We start from the raw sequence: 15,678 nt of genomic DNA, 5'->3' as shown, positions 1-15,678 counted from the left end.
TGGACCCCGTACGTGTTCATGGCGCCCTACCTGGCGCTCTTCCTCACCTTCGTGGTGGCTCCCGTCGTCTACGGACTGTGGATCAGCCTGCACGACTGGGACATCAACGTGCCCGTCAAACCGTTCGTCGGCCTGGACAACTACCGGGAACTGTTCGACCCCGACGGCGTGGACGGCCCCAGGTTCTGGCGGGCGATGCGGGCCACCGGCGTCTTCACCGCGCTGTCCGTGCCGCTGCTGCTGGTGGTGCCGCTGCTGGTGGCCCTGCTGATGAACGGCAGGTTCCGCGGCCGCACCCTCTACCGGGCGGTCTACTTCGCCCCGTACGTCCTGGGCGTCGCCGTGGTCGGCCTGCTGTGGCGCTTCCTGCTGGACGGCAACATCGGCCTGGTCAACCACTACCTCGGCCTGCTCGGTCTGCCCGACGACCTGCAGTGGACCACCGACACCCCGGCCGCCTGGTGGGGCCTGGTGCTGGTCACCGTGTGGTGGACGCTCGGCTTCAACGCCGTCATCTACCTGGCCGGCCTGCAGGACATCCCCGCCGAGCTGTACGAGTCGGCCCGCGTGGACGGGGCCAACGCCTGGCACCGGTTCCGCCACGTCACGCTGCCCGGCCTGCGGCCCGTCGCCCTGTTCGTGGTCAACTCCACTCTGCTGGCCTCCGCCAACATGTTCGGCCAGTCCTACCTGATCACCACGGGAGCGCCGGCCGACGAGACCAAGACCGCGATCTACCTGATCGCCGAGACCGGCCTGCGGCGCTTCGAGATGGGCTCGGCGTCCGCGATGAGCTTCGTGCTGGCCCTGGCGCTGATGGCCGCCAGCGCCCTGGTCTTCCGCATCTTCCGCGAGCGGCAGGAGGACCGATGACCGAGACGCACGTCCAGCACTCCCGAGGCCCCGCATCCGCCGCGTCCCCACAACCGGCCGGCGGGCCGTCCGCCCCGGGCGGCACCGCGGGGGTCGTCGCCCGCCGGCGGCTGCGGCGCTCCCTGCTGCACCTGGTGCTCGCCGTGGTGGCGGCGCTGTACCTGAGCCCGCTGCTGTACATGCTGGTCACCTCGTTCAAGACCAGTGCGCAGGCGGGGTCCACGACTCCGCGGTGGATTCCCTCACCGGTCACCCTGCACGCCTACCGCACGGTGCTCGGCGCCACCGACAGCCCCGTGCTGCGCTGGCTGCTCAACAGCGTCCTCGCCGCGTCCGCGCACACGGCCCTGGTGCTCGCCACGGCCACTCCGGCGGCCTACGCCCTCGCCCGGATGCGCTTTTGGGGCCGCACGGCGATCTTCACCGCCGTCGTGGCCACGCTGTTCGTGCCGCCGATGGTGCTGCTGATCCCCAACTTCCTGATCGTGAACCAACTCGCCTGGGTGGACAGCCTGCCCGCGGTCGTCGTGCCCGGCGCGGCGAGCGCGTTCGGCGTCTTCTTCCTGCGGCAGTTCTTCCTGACCCTGCCGGGCGAGCTGGAGGAGGCGGCGGAGATCGACGGCTGCAACCGGTGGCAGATCTTCGTCCGGGTGGTCCTGCCGCTGACCAAGCCGGCCCTGGCCACGCTGGGCCTGCTGGCGTTCCTGGCCAACTGGAACGACTTCCTGTGGCCGCTGTACGTCCTGCTCAGCCCGGAGTCGCTGACCCTGCCCGCCGGCCTGGCGAACTTCCAGAGCGCCAACACCATCCACTACGACCTGTTGATGGCCGGCGCCGTCATCGCCAGCGTCCCCGTGCTGCTGCTGTACGTCGTGGCCCAGCGCTGGGTGATCGAGGGCGTCTCCCGGTCCGGCCTGAAGGGCTGACCCCCTGCCTCCCCGCCCCGCCGGGACCGGGGGCGGCGGGGCGGGGAGGTGCCGGCACTCCGGACGGGGAGATGCCGGCCCCCCGAGGCGACCCTCCGGGGCGGGCCCCGTCAGAGCCGTTCGCAGGTGAGGTCCCCGGCCGGCAGACGGCCGGTGGCGAGGTAGGCGTTGACCGCCGAGTCCGCGCAGGAGCTGCCGAAGACGCCGTACACCGCGTGCTGGTCCGCGCCGCGCAGCGTCACCAGGCGGGAGGAGCGCCAGCGGTGGCGCACCGCGAGCGCGCCGTCGTACGGGGTGCGGGGGTCGCCGGTGGCGTTGACGAGGAGCGCCGGCAGGTCGGGGCGGACCGCCGTGGGCCGCTCGCGCGGCGGCTGCCAGAAGGCGCAGGGGCCGATGTCGTGGGTGACCGGGCCGAACAGGGGGTCCGCGGCGCGGGCGCGTTGCACGTCCCGCCAGTACACCTCGGGATCGCGCGGCGCCGGCACGTCCCCGCACAGGATCGCCGTCTGCGCGCTGCCGTAGGAGGAGTCGGATCCGGTCAGCACGAAACGCAGGGCGTCGGCCAGCCAGGGCGACGGCGCGACCCGGTGCCCGTCGGCGGCCCGCACGAGGTCGCGCACGGCCCGCGCGAGGTCGCCGTAGGCGGAGTCGTTGTCCTGCGAGAGGCCGTTGAAGACGACGACGGGCATCGTGTGCGCGTCCACGCGGTAGCCGCCCACGTGCAGCGGGGCGCGCTCGGCGGCCGTCCGGACACGGTCGACGGCGGCCAGCACCTCGTCCCGGGTGCGCCCCAGCCCGTAGGTGCCGTCGCGGGCCGCCGTCCACGCCGCCCAGTGGGTGAGGGCGGCGCGGTGGGCGGCCGTCGCGCCGAGCAGCAGCCGCGGCCCGTAGCGGTGCGGGTCGATCACCCCGTCCAGGACCACCCGGTCGGTGCGGCCGGGGAACATCGTGGCGTACACCTGGCCCAGGTAACTCCCGTACGAGTAGCCGAGGTAGGAGATCCGGTCCTGGCCGAGCGCGGCCCGCACCACGTCCAGGTCGCGCGCGGTGTCGCGCGTGGTGGCGTACGGCAGCAGGTCGCGCGCGTACGCCCGGCAGCGGCGGGCCAGCTCCCGGGAGAGGGCCGTCACCTGCTCGAAGCCGGCCCGGCCGGTGCCCGCCCCGCGGAAGGAGGTGCCGGTGGGCCAGTGGCAGTCCAGCGGCGTGCTGCGGCCGACGAAGCGCGGATCGACGCCGACGATGTCGTAGCGCGCGCCGGCGTCCCGCATCGCCGTGCGCACCCACGGCGGATCGCCGAGCGTCTGCCCGCCCGGGCCGCCGCTGTTGAGCAGCAGCGCGCCGACGCGGTGGGCGGTGTCCGTGGCCCGGATGCGGGAGATCGCGACGGTGATCGTGCGGCCGCCGGGCACGCCGTAGTCGAGGGGGACGGTGACGTCGGCGCATTGCGCCCCGGCCCGTTCCAGCTCCTTGCCCAGGTCGTCGCCGGAGCCGCGTACACAGCTCTGCCAGGCGAGGTGCTGGTGGTGGTAGCGGGCCAGGGGGTCCGCGGCGGCGGCACCGGCCCGCGGCGCGAGCACGCGGAGCACGCCGGTGAGGCAGACGGCCGCGGCCACGGCGGTGCGGAACGCCGGCCGGCGCAGGCGGGCGGCGCGGCGGCGGGAGGCGGCGGTGCCCGGGTGGTTCCGGGACGCGGGCGCCGGGACGGCGGTCATGCGGTTGCCCTGCCTTTCGCGGTGGGATGCGCCGTGGGGTGCGTCGCCGTGGGGTGCGCCGCGGTGAGGTGCGTCGCGGTGGGGGCGTCGCGGTGGGCCGTTCCTCGCACAGGGCCGTGCGCACCACGTCCAGGAAGTCCTCCTCGGCCCGGAGGCTGTCCGGTACGCCGTTGAGCGCCACGGCGACGGTGCGGCCGCCGGGCGCGACCGCGACGAGGGCCCGGTGGCCGCCGGGCACGGTTCCGGCGTGCCCCAGCCACCGCCCGCCGCACGGCAGCGGGGAGCTGATCAGGCCCAGGCCGTAGCGGGCGCCGGGCCACAGCCGGTCCGGGTCCGCGGCCACCGTGCGCCGCATCTCGGCGAGTTGGGGCGCCGGCAGCAGACGCCCGCCGAGCAGCGCGGTGGCGAACCGGGTGAGGTCGGCGGGGGTGGAGACCAGGGCGCCGCCCACGCCGGCGAAGGTGGTGTTCCACTCGGTGCCGTCGGCGCGGCGGCCGTCCGCGGCGGTGAAGCAGCTGTGCGAGTGCGGCCCCCGGAGGTGCGGCGAGTCGCCGGGCCAGTACGTGTCCCGCAGGCCGAGCGGGCGGATGACGCGGCGGGTGATCTCGGCCTCGGGCGAGTGCCCGGTCACCTTCCGGACGATCAGCCCCGCGACGAGGTAGTTCGTCGTCGCGTAGTGCCAACCGCCCCGCGGACGCGGAAGGTCCAGCGCCCGGCGGACGAGCCGGCGCGGGGCGAAGTGACGCCGGCGCAGGCGCTCCGGGTGCTCCCACTCGGGGGCGTCGAGGTAGTCGGGCAACCCGCTGGTGTGCCGCAGGAGTTGACGGACGGTGATGCGCCGGCCGTCGTAGCCGTGCCCGCGGATCAGTCCGGGTGCGTAGTGCTCCACGGAGGCGTCCAGCGCGAGGCGGTGCTCGGCGGCGAGCTGGAGGACGACGGTCGCGGTGAACGTCTTGGTGACGCTGCCGACGCGCAGCCGGTCGGTGGCGTTCATCGGGCGGCCGGTGCGCAGGTCCGCGGTTCCGGCGCGCACCGCCCACCGGCCGCAAAAGGTCCCCGGGCCGCAGTCCGTGACCAGGGCGGCGGCTCCCGGGATCCCGTCCCGCACGGTCAGGACGCGCAGCGCCCGCCGCAGCGCGCCGTGCGCGTCGCAGGCGGCCGGGGAGCCGCCGGCCCGCGGCGGCGCGGCGGCGGCCGCGGGGACCGCGACCGCCGGCCCGGCCAGCAGCAGCGCGGCGGTCAGGGCCGCCGCCCCGGTACGCCGGCCACATGCGCGCGCCGGGGGAGCCGCGGGTGTCGGGGAAGCCGCCTGTGCCGGGGAAGCCCCGGTTGCCGGAGGTGCCCCCGGCGCCGGGCGGGCCGGGGAACCGGCGGCGGCACCGGCCGGGGAATCGGGTGGGGAGCCGAACGGAGAAGCGGGTGGGGAACCGGACGGGGAACCGGCACGGGAACCGGGTGCCGGGCCGCTGGGGAGGCCCGCCGACGGGCGGGCCGACAAGGTTGTCATGCGCCCCCACGCCAGGCACGGGCGGCGGCGCGAACACTCCGGCGGGCAGCAGGTTCGCACCGGGGGATCCCCCCACCGCGGCGAGGGGGCCGCCCGCACCCGACGACAGCGGTCGCGGCACCGCGTCGCCGCCGCAGCCGCGCCGTGACCAGCGGCGACACGGAGAGCGCGGCGCGGCGCCGCGACGGTCGGGGCAGCCAACTGACGGAATGTCAGACTTGAATCGTTCATTTTCCTGTACTGCTCGCCTCAAGCGCGGTAGGTTCGGCGCCATGACCGCATCCCGGCCTTTGGGCATCGCCGAGGAACTGCGTGGTGCCGGCCTGCGGGTGACGGCCGCGCGCGTCGCACTGCTCGAGACCGTCCGCGCGGGCGACCACCTCAGTGCCGAGGCGATCGCCTCCGGGGTGCGGGAACGCGTCGGCCACATCTCCGTCCAGGCCGTGTACGAGGCCCTGCACGCGCTCACCGACGCGGGGCTGATACGTCGGATCGAGCCGCCCGGAAGCCCGGCGCGGTTCGAAGGGCGGGTCGGGGACAACCACCACCACCTCGTCTGCCGGTCCTGCGGAGTCCTCGCCGACGTCGACTGCGCGGTCGGACAGGCGCCCTGCCTGACCGCGTCCGACGACCACGGCTTCTCGATCGACGAGGCCGAGGTCATCTACTGGGGCCTGTGCCCCGGTTGCTCCACCGCTCGCAGTTCCTCAGCACCGTGACTTGCTCTGCCCCGGAAGGATGTCCATGTCCGAGAACCCCGATGCGATCGTCACCGACCCCAAGACGGACGGTGACTCAGGCGGCTGCCCGGTCGCGCACGGGCGTGCCCTCCACCCGACCCAGGGCGGCGGAAACCGCCAGTGGTGGCCGGAACGGCTGAACCTGAAGATCCTGGCCAAGAACCCCCCTGCCGCCAACCCGCTCGGCGAGGACTTCGACTACGCCGAGGCGTTCAAGAGCCTGGACCTGCCGGCGGTCAAACGGGACATCGCCCAGGTGCTCACCACCTCGCAGGACTGGTGGCCCGCCGACTTCGGCCACTACGGCCCGTTCATCATCCGCATGGCCTGGCACAGCGCCGGCACCTACCGCATCAGCGACGGCCGCGGCGGCGCCGGCGCCGGCCAGCAGCGCTTCGCCCCGCTCAACAGCTGGCCGGACAACGCCAACCTCGACAAGGCCCGCCGCCTGCTGTGGCCGGTGAAGAAGAAGTACGGCCAGAAGATCTCCTGGGCCGACCTGCTGATCCTCGCCGGCAACGTGGCGCTGGAGTCCATGGGCTTCAAGACCTTCGGCTTCGGCGGCGGCCGCGAGGACGTGTGGGAGTCCGACGAGGACGTGTACTGGGGTCCCGAGACCACCTGGCTCGGCGACGAGCGCTACAGCGGCGACCGCGAGCTGGAGGAACCGCTGGCCGCCGTCCAGATGGGCCTGATCTACGTCAACCCCGAGGGCCCCAACGGCAACCCGGACCCGCTGGCCGCGGCCCGCGACATCCGTGAGACGTTCCGCCGCATGGCGATGAACGACGAGGAGACCGTCGCCCTGATCGCCGGCGGCCACACCTTCGGCAAGACCCACGGCGCCGGCCCGGCCGAGCACGTCGGCCCCGACCCCGAGGCCGCCCCGCTGGAGGAGCAGGGCCTCGGCTGGCGGAACACCTACGGCACCGGCAAGGGCAACGACACGATCACCTCCGGCCTGGAGGGCATCTGGACGCCCACCCCGACGCAGTGGGACAACAGCTTCTTCGAGACGCTGTTCCGCTACGAGTGGGAGCTGTACAAGAGCCCGGCCGGCGCCTGGCAGTGGCGGCCCAAGGACGGCGCCGGCGACGGCACCGTGCCCGACCCGCACGACCCGTCCAAGCGCCGTCACCCGACGATGCTCACCACCGACCTGGCGCTGCGCTTCGACCCGGTCTACGAGCCGATCTCGCGCCGGTTCGCGGAGAACCCCGACGAGTTCGCGGACGCCTTCGCGCGCGCCTGGTTCAAGCTGACCCACCGCGACATGGGCCCGGTCGTGCGCTACCTCGGCCCGGAGGTTCCCAGCGAGACGCTGCTGTGGCAGGACCCGCTGCCCGAGCGGACGTACGAACTCATCGACGACGAGGACGTCGCCGCCCTCAAGGCGCAGGTCCTCGCCTCCGGCCTGACGGTGTCGCAGCTGGTGTCCACCGCGTGGGCGGCGGCCTCCTCCTTCCGCGCCAGCGACAAGCGCGGCGGCGCCAACGGCGCGCGCATCCGCCTGGAGCCGCAGCGCACCTGGGAGGTCAACGACCCCGACCAGCTCGCGCAGGTGCTGCGCACCCTGGAGGGCATCCAGGAGTCCTTCAACGCCGCGCAGAGCGGCGGCAAGCAGGTCTCGCTCGCCGACCTGATCGTCCTCGCCGGCTGCGCGGGCGTCGAACGGGCCGCGAAGGAGGCCGGCTTCGAGATCCGCGTCCCCTTCACCCCGGGCCGCGTGGACGCCTCGCAGGAGCAGACGGACGTCGAGTCCTTCGCCGCGCTGGAGCCGAAGGCCGACGGCTTCCGCAACTACCTCGGCAAGGGCAACCGGCTGCCCGCCGAGTACCTGCTGATCGACCGGGCCAACCTGCTCGGCCTCAGCGCCCCCGAGATGACCGTCCTCGTCGGTGGCCTGCGCGTCCTGGGCGCCAACCACCAGCAGTCGCAGCTCGGTGTCTTCACCAAGACGCCCGGCTCGCTGACCAACGACTTCTTCGTCAACCTGCTCGATTTGGGCACGATGTGGAAGCCGACGTCCGAGGACGCCCACACCTTCGAGGGCCGCGACGCCGCCACGGGCGAGCTGAAGTGGGCCGGCAGCCGCGTCGACCTCGTCTTCGGCTCCAACTCCGAGCTGCGTGCGCTGGCGGAGGTCTACGCGAGCGACGACGCCAAGGAGAAGTTCGTGAAGGACTTCGTCGCGGCGTGGGACAAGGTCATGAACCTCGACCGGTTCGACCTCGCCTGACCGGCGGCCGGTTCGACCTCGACTGACCGGCGGCCGGTGACGACGTCCGGGCCGGACCCCGCGCGGGGCCCGGCCCGGACGCCTGTCCGCCCGCTTTCGTCCGGCCGTCGGAAGGGTGGCCGGGTTTCGCCCATGGCACATGACACCGGCCGTTGCTCACTGGTTCGCTGCCGCCATGACCGACGCCTCTCACGCCCCTCACGTCCCTCCCGCCACTTCACTGCCGCGCCGCCGCCTGCTCCGGGCCGCCGGCCTCGCCGTCCCGGCCGCCGTCCTCGCCTCCACCGGGACCGCCGCGCCCGCCGAGGCCGCCGCGCCCGCGCCGGCCCCGGACACCCGACTCCGCGACGCCGAGGACGAGTTGCGCCGACTCGAACAGCGGTACGGCGCACGCCTGGGCATCCACGCCCGCAACACCCGCACCGGGCAGGTCCTGGAGCACCGGGCGCAGGAGCCGTTCGCGATGTGCTCGACGTTCAAGGCGGTCGTCGCCGCGGCTGTCCTGCGCGACCACGGCCACTGCGCCCCGCTGGACAGACTGGTCTTCTACCCGTCCACCGACCTGCTGCCCAACTCGCCGATCACCACCGAGCACTTGGACACCGGCATGACGGTGGGCGACCTGTGCGCGGCGGCGATCCAGTACAGCGACAACGCGGCCGGCAACCTGCTGCTGCGCCAGGTCGGCGGACCGGCCGGCCTGACCCGGTTCTTCCGCACGCTCGGCGACCCGGTCAGCCGGCTCGACCGCTGGGAGACCGACCTCAACGCCGCCGTCCCCGAAGATCCGCGCGACACCACCACACCGCGGGCGCTGGGCCGCAGCTACGCGCGCCTGCTGCTGGGCGAGGCCCTCCCGGCCGCCGAACGCCGGCAGCTGGTGACCTGGCTCAAGGGCAGCGTCACCAGCGGCGAGCGGTTCCGCGCCGGGCTGCCGAAGGAGTGGACCGTCGCGGACAAGACGGGCACCGGCGACTACGCCAGCGCCCACGACGTCGGCGTCGCCTGGACCACCCGGGGCACGCCGATCGCGCTGGCCGTGCTGTCGTCCAAGCCCACCCGGGATGCCGCCGTCGACAACCACCTGATCGAGGCCGCGGCACGGGTCGTCGCCCGGACCCTGGCCCCGGACGAGTGAGGAGCCAGGCCACCACGGGACGGCACCCGCCCACCCGCCCACCGGCCCCGGTGCTCCGGCACCCGCCGGGGGCCCGTGGGCGGGCACCGGAGGCCTTCCGGCCCAGTGGTACCCCGCGCGGCGGGGGATAGTGTGGGGTCAACCGGCGAGTGAGGCGGGTGGTGGCCCATGGAGTGGCGGGAATACGCCGAGGCGATGGCGCTGCTCGCCCGCGACCTGCTGGAACAGGACTCGGTGCAGGCGACACTCGACGAGATCACCTCGGCCGCGGTGAAACTGGTCGACGACTGCGACGCGGCCGGCGTCCTGGCCGTGCGCAAGGGCCGGCCCGTGACGCTGGCCTCCAGCGGGGACCTGGCCCGGGAGTGCGACCGCGTCCAGGGCGAGCTGGGCGAGGGCCCCTGCTTCGACCTGGCCCGCCGCAGGGACGGCGAGCGCCTGTACCGGATCGCGGACCTCGGCCGGCCCCGGCCGACCTGGCGGCGCTTCGCCGCCGCGGCCGGCGAACTCGGCGTGGGCAGCATGACCGGCGTCCTGCTCTACACCCACGACGAGGACTTCGGCGCGCTCAACCTGTACGCGCGCCGGCCCGGAGCCTTCACGAAGGACAGCGAGACCGTGGCCTGGCTGCTGGCCTCGCACGCCGCCGTCGCCCTGGCCGATGCCCATACCATCGACCAGCTCGAACACGCCCTGGAGACCCGGCACGCCATCGGCGAGGCCATGGGCATCCTCATGGAGCGGCACCGCCTCACCGAGGAGGACGCCTTCGGCGTGCTGCGCCGCATCTCCCAGACCCACAACGTCAAGCTGCGCGAGGTGGCCCAGCGCATCCGCACCCGGCACAGCGGCTCCCTCTGACCACGCCGGGCCCGTTCACGGTCACGCCGGGCCCGTCCGCGGTCACGCCGGGTCCGTCCACAGCGGAAGCGTCCCGCCGGCCGCCGGTCCGGTGCCGCCGTCGTACACCAGCAGCCCGTCCCCGCGCAGCCGCGCGCCCGCCGTCACCACGTGCGCCGTGAGCCGCCCGTCGTGCAGGAGGTGGTACGCCGGCACGCGGCGGGCGAGCACCGCGAAGTCCGCGACGATACGGCGGTGACAGCGCCACCAGACCGCCTCGCTGCACATCACCGCCGTGCGCACGGCGGCCGCCTGCTCCAGCAGCCGGTCCATGGCCGCCACGAACTCCGGGGAGCGGGCGTGCGCCGCGTAGCCCCGGAACGACGCGTTGCGCCACACGGTGTCCGGGCCGTCTGCGGGCGGCCTGCGGAAGCCGCCGAGGCCGGGTTCCCACCGGTAGGCGATCCCGTCCGCCGGCAGCCACGCGGCCAGCCGGTGCCGGGACACGTCGGGGTTGCGCCGGCTGCCGGGAGCGGTGCGCACGTCCACCACGGCCGCGACACCGGCCCCGCGCAGCAGTTCCACGATCCGCTCCCGCCGCGCGGTGCCGTGACCGAAGGTCACCAGCAGCGCTCCCACACGGACGAACCTACGCGTCCGCACCGGGAAAGGCGCGGGCGGCAGCGCCCGGCCGCGATACCGGACGCCCGCGGTGTTCGCGGTGTCCGCGGTGTTCGCGGTGTCCGCAATGTCTGCTGTGCCGGCACCGGGGCACGGCGGCACGCCGGTGCCATGCCCCGGGTCAGCCGGCGGAGGGGACCAGCTCCGCCAGGAGCAGCGTGCGGTCGTCCGCGCCGCCCGTGGCGGCCGTGTCCCGCAGGAGGCGCCGGCACAGGTCGTGCAGCGGGTCCGTGCCCGGCTCGGGCGCCGGGCCGGCGGTGTGCGCGGTGACGAGGTCGGCGAGGCGGGCGATGCCCTGGTCGATGTCGCTGTCGCGGGACTCGACCAGGCCGTCGCTGTAGAGCAGCAGGACCCCCGGCTCGGGCACCGGGACCACCGTGGGGTCGTAGGCGTCCGTGCCCAGCCCCAGGGGCAGGCCCGCGCTGGCGAGCGCGACCGGGGCGGCCCGGCCGTCGGGGCCGCGCAGCAGCGGCGGCGGATGCCCGGCACCGACGAAGGTGCAGGTCCGCCGCCGCGGATCCCACTCGGCGTACACGCAGGTGGCGAAGGAGGCGCCGGGCGTGTCGCAGGCCAGGGCGTCCAGCCGGCGCATGATCTCGGCCGGGGGCAGGTCGAGCGCGGCGAGGGTCCGGACCGCGGTGCGCAGCTGGATCATGGCGACGGCGGCATCCGGACCGTGGCCCATGGCGTCCCCGACGACGAGACCGACCCGCCCGCCGGGGCGCGGCAGCACGTCGAACCAGTCGCCGCCGATGACGTTGTCCTGACCGCCGGGCCGGTAGCCGGGCACGATGCGGCAGCCGTCGAGTTTGTGCGCGGTGTCGGGCAGCAGGCTGCGGCGGATGGCCAGCGCGGTGCGTCGCTCGTGCTCGTAGCGGCGCGCGTTGTCCAGTGCCACGCAGGCCCGCGCGGCCAGCGACTGCACGGCCACGGCGTCGTCCGGCAGGAACGGGCCGCGGTCGGGGCCGCGGGTGCAGGCGATGAAGCCGACGGCGGTGCCGCGCAGGCGCAGCGGCACGACCAGGAAGGACGCCGCCCGCAGCAGGTCCTGTACGCGGGCGTCGCCGCCGCCGGAGGCGGCCAGCCGCTGGGAGGTGTGCGAGTCGACCGCGTCCAGGACCTGCGCCTGCCCGGTCGCGCAGGCGCGGGCGTAGGGCGTGTCGCCGGGGAAGACGACCACCTCGTCGACCGGCAGCACGCCGTCCCAGTGCTCCGGCCCGTCCGTCCCCACCCGCAGCGCCAGCCGGCGGGCCTCGATCTGCTCCGGATCGGTGGAGGCGTGCGCGTCCTCGCCGAGCAGCCAGCGCTCCAGCAGGTACACCGACGCGGCGTCGCTGAACCCGGGCGCCAGCGCGTGCACGACATGCCTGCCGGTCAGGTGCAGGTCGAGCTCGGAGCCGATGGCGTCCGCCGCCGGGGCCAACAGCGATCTGCGGCGGGGTGGTGGGCCGGGATCGCCGGGAGGATCGGATGTCTCGTACCGCAGGGTCGTGCCTTTCCGGGGGATCGTGCCTGTCCGGGTGGGGAGGCTGCACCTGTCCGCACGGCACGGGCAGGACCTCGCCGTACGCTGTCGGCAACTATATGATGTTGCGTCAAGTCGTTTCTGGGAATCGGGGGTTGTGGTGACGGACGGCGCAGGTCTGCCGCGCGGCGTGGATCCGAACAAGGCCAGTGTCGCCCGCATGTACGACGCGATGCTGGGCGGGGAGCACAACTTCGCCATAGACCGGGAGGCGGTGGCGGCCTTCACCGCCATCGAACCCCAGGTGCGCACCCTGGCCCGCGCCAACCGCGCCTTCCTCGGCCGGGCCGTGCGCTTCCTCGTCGACTCCGGGGTGCGCCAGTTCATCGACCTCGGCTCCGGCATCCCCACGCAGGGCAACGTGCACGAGGTGGCCCAGGCCGCCGCGCCGGGAGCGCGCGTGGTCTACGTCGACAACGACCCGGTGGCCGTCGCGCACAGCGCCGCCCTGCTCGCCGACAACCCCGACGCGGAGATCCTCGACGCCGACATCCGGCGCCCCGCCGACGTCCTCGCCTCCGCACCCGTGCGGAAGCTGATCGACTTCGACCAGCCGGTCGCGGTGCTGATGATCACGATCCTGCACTTCATCACGCCCGAGGACGACCCGGCCGGCATCGTCGCCGCCTTCCGGGACGCCCTGCCCGCGGGCAGCTGGCTGGCCCTGACCCATGCCACCAACGAGGAACGCCCCGGCACCGCCGCCGCCGTGGGGCAGCTCTACCGCTCCCGGGCCAGCTCCCCGGTCACCCCGCGCTCCCGCGAGGAGATCCTCGGCCTGTTCGACGGCTTCGACCTGGTCGAACCCGGCCTCGTCCACCTGCCCCTGTGGCGTCCCGGCCCGGACGACGAGATCCCGGACAACCCGTCGGAGTACTGGGTGTACGCGGGAGTCGGCCGCAAGTCGTCGTAGCCCCCGGTTCCTCCGGTCCTTCTTCCTTCGCCCTTCTCCCTCCCTCCTCCTTCTTCTTCCGCCCCTCTCCCGCACGTCGTTTCCCCGCCGTGTACGCCGCCCGGACCGGGGAACCCGTCCGGCGCCGACAGAGGGCACCACCGAGGGCAAGGGGGAAGCACGATGCCCGAACGCCCCGCAGACCGTCCCGAGGCGAGTCGGCCCCCGATGCGGGGCGGCGCGGACGTACCCGAGCACGCCGAGCCGGGCCGGCCGAGCGACACCCGGGAACGCGCACACGACGACCGGGCGCCGGAGGCCGTGGAGGACAGGCCGGAGGTGCGGCGGGCCGTCGACGACGACACCACGTCGGAGGCGTTCACCACCGAGCCGGAACAGGACACGGGCGCGGACGCGGACGAGGGCACCGAGGGTCCCGTCTTCCGCGAGCCCCAGCCGCCGCCGGACGGCCCGGCGGACTGAAACCCGGTCGGCCGACCGGGCTGTTCCGCACGTCCCGAAGGGCCTCGTACGCCTCGAAGGAGTTCGCGCGTCCCGTAGGGCCTCGGAGGGCTCGAAGGATCAGGTCTCGTACTCGTAGGAGGATCAGGCCTCGTACGCCGTCTCGTGCACCTCGAAGTCGCCCCGTCCGTCGAACCGGACCGTGAACACGGCGTCGAAGCCGTCGGCGGGGGAGGGGCGGCGCAACCGCCGCAGCGTGTCGTGGACGCCGACGTCGGGCACCCGGTCCCGGCCGGTGCGCAGCGCGTTGCGGCGCAGCGAGCCGGCCAGGTCGGGCGGGAACCAGTAGGCGGTCACAGTGGCGCCGTGGGCGTGCCCCGCCTCGACCAGCGGGCCCCACTCGTCGGGAGAGGGGTTGGTGTTGTCCACGGCGACCGACCGGCCGGCGGCCAGCGCCTCCGTCACCAGCCGCATCTGGCGCGCCTGCTTGTTGCGGGCGCCGCGCGGGAAGAGGTCCTTGCTCACCAGCACGTGGCCGGCGTGCAACCGCCGGCGGTAGAAGGTGGACTTGCCGGAGGCCTGCAGGCCGACGAGCACCGCCAGGTCGGCCACCGCGGTCAGCCCTCCGCGGACTGCTGCGTCATGCTCCAGGCGTACTGGAGCCAGTCCGCCATGGTGACGGCGCTCAGGCCCGCGCAGACCAGACGGGTCGCCCGGGGCGCGCACGCGTAGGAGCCGACCAGGGCCCCGGCCACCCAGGCGGAGGTGCAGAACGGGCAGGACAGCAGGTCGCCCACGGCCCGGCGGACGCCGCCGCCGCGGGAGACGTCCGTCACCTCGGCGGCCGGGTTGTCGGCCTCACGACGGGTGAACGGCGCCCGCAGAAAACTGGTGATCTTGTCCTTGGTCAGCAGCCGGGACGCCTTGAACGTCGCCGTGCCCAGCAGGGCCAGGTCCCACGGCGGGACCTGCTGCGGCAGCCGCACCCCCCGCCGGCGCGCCACCAGCGCGAACAACCCGGCGCCCGTCACGAACGCGGTGGCCAGCAGCGCGTACCCGCCCAGCGGCGTCTCGCCCTCGTCGTAGCCAAGGCCGGCGTCGTCCTGCTCGTCGTAGCCGGTTTTGTCCGCCGTCATGACACCTCCCTCGCATCGCGTCGGTCCGGCCGGGGGCCGGGCCCGGCCCCGAGTGCCCCCGCCGGCGGCGGCGACACGTCGAGCCGGGCGCGCGCCGCCCGCGGGAACGCGGTCACCGGCGCGGCTTCACCCCGTAGCGCGGTAGCGCGGCCCTCGGTCGGGGCTGTCGGCGCCCGCCACCTCGGTGACCAGGCGGTGGACCCGGTGATCATGCTCTGCTCACGGGGAGCCCGGCCGGCCTCGTGGGCGGTGCGGGCCGCGGGCCGGCGCTGCGCCTCGTCGCCTTCCGCCTTCTTGCGCACCGTGCGGCACTCACTCCTGTCCCGTCGTCCGGCGAATCGGTTACGGACGTGGCCCGGAAGGGGCTGCCCGGGGACTGCCCGAAAGGGGCTGCCCGGGGCCGCCCGGCAAGGGCCGCCCGGTCACGCGGGCCGCCCCGGGAGGGCGCGTCAGCGCTCCAGCTCCTCCTCGACGGGCGTCTTCGGCACCTCGCGCAGGTGCTGCGACTGGCCCGGCCTGCCGCCGGCACGGGCCTGCCGGGCACGCTGCGACGCGCTGGTGCCGAGGCCGGAGTCGGGATCGACGCGCACCGACCGGGCCACCTCCTCGCGGTTGGCGTACTGCTCGGGCGGGATGCCGCGCACGGCCGCGACGACCTCCGCGGAGGCACCGGCCTTGCGGGCGGCCTCGACGAGCCGGTCCTTGCCCGCCGGGAAGTCGACGTCCTTGACGGCCTCCACCACGTCACGGGCGCTCGTGCCGTGGGTCATGGGAATCCCCTGACTGCTCCGACTGGTCACTCCTTGCCCGCAGGTCCCCCGAGAACTGCGGGCTTCCCGAGTAACCGCCCTCCCCTGCCCTTCACCTCCCGATCATGGGACGCCGGACGCCGGCATCCCGCCGGCACTCCCGCCCCGGGCACCGTCCTCGTCTCCGGCTCTGTTCCCACGGCCCCGTCCGCGCCGCGTGCACCCCAGGCCGGAGTCCGGCGGCCGGCACCGCGGCCG

General features: G+C 74.5%; 14 protein-coding genes and 1 pseudogene. 8 read left to right on the top strand and 7 right to left on the bottom strand.

Annotated elements, in window-relative coordinates; genetic code table 11:
* The first annotated feature begins 18 nt into the window (after window positions 1-18).
* Window positions 19-873, top strand: coding sequence for a carbohydrate ABC transporter permease (locus IE225_RS23760; RefSeq protein ID WP_190059635.1), 855 nt, complete (start codon window positions 19-21; stop codon window positions 871-873).
* Entirely contained in the window at window positions 870-1,799 is a 930-nt protein-coding gene (locus tag IE225_RS23755; RefSeq protein WP_190059634.1) for a carbohydrate ABC transporter permease, read from the top strand. Before IE225_RS23760 ends, IE225_RS23755 begins: the two co-directional genes overlap by 4 nt.
* Before the next feature lie 110 nt (window positions 1,800-1,909).
* On the opposite strand, the gene IE225_RS23750 is transcribed toward IE225_RS23755, so the two are convergent.
* On the bottom strand, window positions 1,910-3,511 hold the full coding sequence (locus tag IE225_RS23750) for an alpha/beta hydrolase (protein WP_190059633.1): 1,602 nt from the start codon (window positions 3,509-3,511) through the stop codon (window positions 1,910-1,912).
* Between the two features lie 79 nt (window positions 3,512-3,590).
* Window positions 3,591-4,754 (bottom strand): annotated as a pseudogene (locus IE225_RS23745) (serine hydrolase domain-containing protein); the annotation flags it as partial.
* A gap of 536 nt (window positions 4,755-5,290) precedes the next feature.
* On the opposite strand from IE225_RS23745, the gene IE225_RS23740 reads away from it, so the two are divergent.
* From IE225_RS23740 to IE225_RS23725, 4 genes are all read left to right on the top strand, one after another.
* Window positions 5,291-5,737 carry a Fur family transcriptional regulator gene (locus IE225_RS23740; protein WP_190059632.1) on the top strand — a complete coding sequence of 149 codons (447 nt, stop codon included), beginning with the start codon at window positions 5,291-5,293 and terminating at the stop codon, window positions 5,735-5,737.
* A 25-nt stretch (window positions 5,738-5,762) separates the two neighbouring features.
* A complete protein-coding gene (gene katG, locus IE225_RS23735) occupies window positions 5,763-7,997 on the top strand; it encodes a catalase/peroxidase HPI (protein WP_190059631.1) in 2,235 nt (744 codons plus the stop codon).
* A gap of 175 nt (window positions 7,998-8,172) precedes the next feature.
* Window positions 8,173-9,135 (top strand): class A beta-lactamase, encoded by a 963-nt coding sequence (gene bla, locus IE225_RS23730; RefSeq protein ID WP_190059630.1) that lies wholly within the window; start codon window positions 8,173-8,175, stop codon window positions 9,133-9,135.
* 168 nt (window positions 9,136-9,303) lie between these two features.
* Complete coding sequence (locus IE225_RS23725) at window positions 9,304-9,996, top strand: GAF and ANTAR domain-containing protein (protein ID WP_190059629.1); 693 nt, start codon at window positions 9,304-9,306, stop codon at window positions 9,994-9,996.
* A 42-nt stretch (window positions 9,997-10,038) separates the two neighbouring features.
* On the opposite strand, the gene IE225_RS23720 is transcribed toward IE225_RS23725, so the two are convergent.
* Both IE225_RS23720 and IE225_RS23715 read right to left on the bottom strand, forming a co-directional pair.
* Window positions 10,039-10,614 (bottom strand): DUF488 domain-containing protein, encoded by a 576-nt coding sequence (locus IE225_RS23720; RefSeq protein ID WP_190059628.1) that lies wholly within the window; start codon window positions 10,612-10,614, stop codon window positions 10,039-10,041.
* 163 nt (window positions 10,615-10,777) lie between these two features.
* Window positions 10,778-12,082, bottom strand: coding sequence for a PP2C family protein-serine/threonine phosphatase (locus tag IE225_RS23715; protein WP_229879964.1), 1,305 nt, complete (start codon window positions 12,080-12,082; stop codon window positions 10,778-10,780).
* Between the two features lie 199 nt (window positions 12,083-12,281).
* Here IE225_RS23715 and IE225_RS23710 point away from each other — a divergent pair, with 199 nt between their 5' ends.
* Together IE225_RS23710 and IE225_RS23705 are read left to right on the top strand one after the other, a co-directional pair.
* Window positions 12,282-13,094: an SAM-dependent methyltransferase gene (locus tag IE225_RS23710; RefSeq protein ID WP_190059626.1), complete on the top strand. Its 813-nt coding sequence runs from the start codon at window positions 12,282-12,284 to the stop codon at window positions 13,092-13,094.
* A 162-nt stretch (window positions 13,095-13,256) separates the two neighbouring features.
* The gene (locus IE225_RS23705; RefSeq protein ID WP_190059625.1) at window positions 13,257-13,556 is read left to right on the top strand and encodes a hypothetical protein; all 300 of its coding nucleotides are present in this window, start codon (window positions 13,257-13,259) and stop codon (window positions 13,554-13,556) included.
* 123 nt (window positions 13,557-13,679) lie between these two features.
* Here IE225_RS23705 and IE225_RS23700 read toward each other — a convergent pair whose 3' ends face one another.
* The 3 genes from IE225_RS23700 to IE225_RS23690 form a co-directional block, all read right to left on the bottom strand.
* Window positions 13,680-14,147: an ATP-binding protein gene (locus IE225_RS23700; RefSeq protein WP_229879951.1), complete on the bottom strand. Its 468-nt coding sequence runs from the start codon at window positions 14,145-14,147 to the stop codon at window positions 13,680-13,682.
* Between the two features lie 5 nt (window positions 14,148-14,152).
* Window positions 14,153-14,671 carry a DUF1360 domain-containing protein gene (locus IE225_RS23695; RefSeq protein ID WP_190059624.1) on the bottom strand — a complete coding sequence of 173 codons (519 nt, stop codon included), beginning with the start codon at window positions 14,669-14,671 and terminating at the stop codon, window positions 14,153-14,155.
* Between the two features lie 449 nt (window positions 14,672-15,120).
* Window positions 15,121-15,441 (bottom strand): DUF2795 domain-containing protein, encoded by a 321-nt coding sequence (locus tag IE225_RS23690; protein WP_190059623.1) that lies wholly within the window; start codon window positions 15,439-15,441, stop codon window positions 15,121-15,123.
* Window positions 15,442-15,678 lie beyond the last annotated feature (237 nt).

Source organism: Streptomyces echinoruber (assembly GCF_014651135.1).
Taxonomy (GTDB): domain Bacteria; phylum Actinomycetota; class Actinomycetes; order Streptomycetales; family Streptomycetaceae; genus Streptomyces; species Streptomyces echinoruber.
This window is presented reverse-complemented; position numbering and strand designations above follow the sequence as displayed.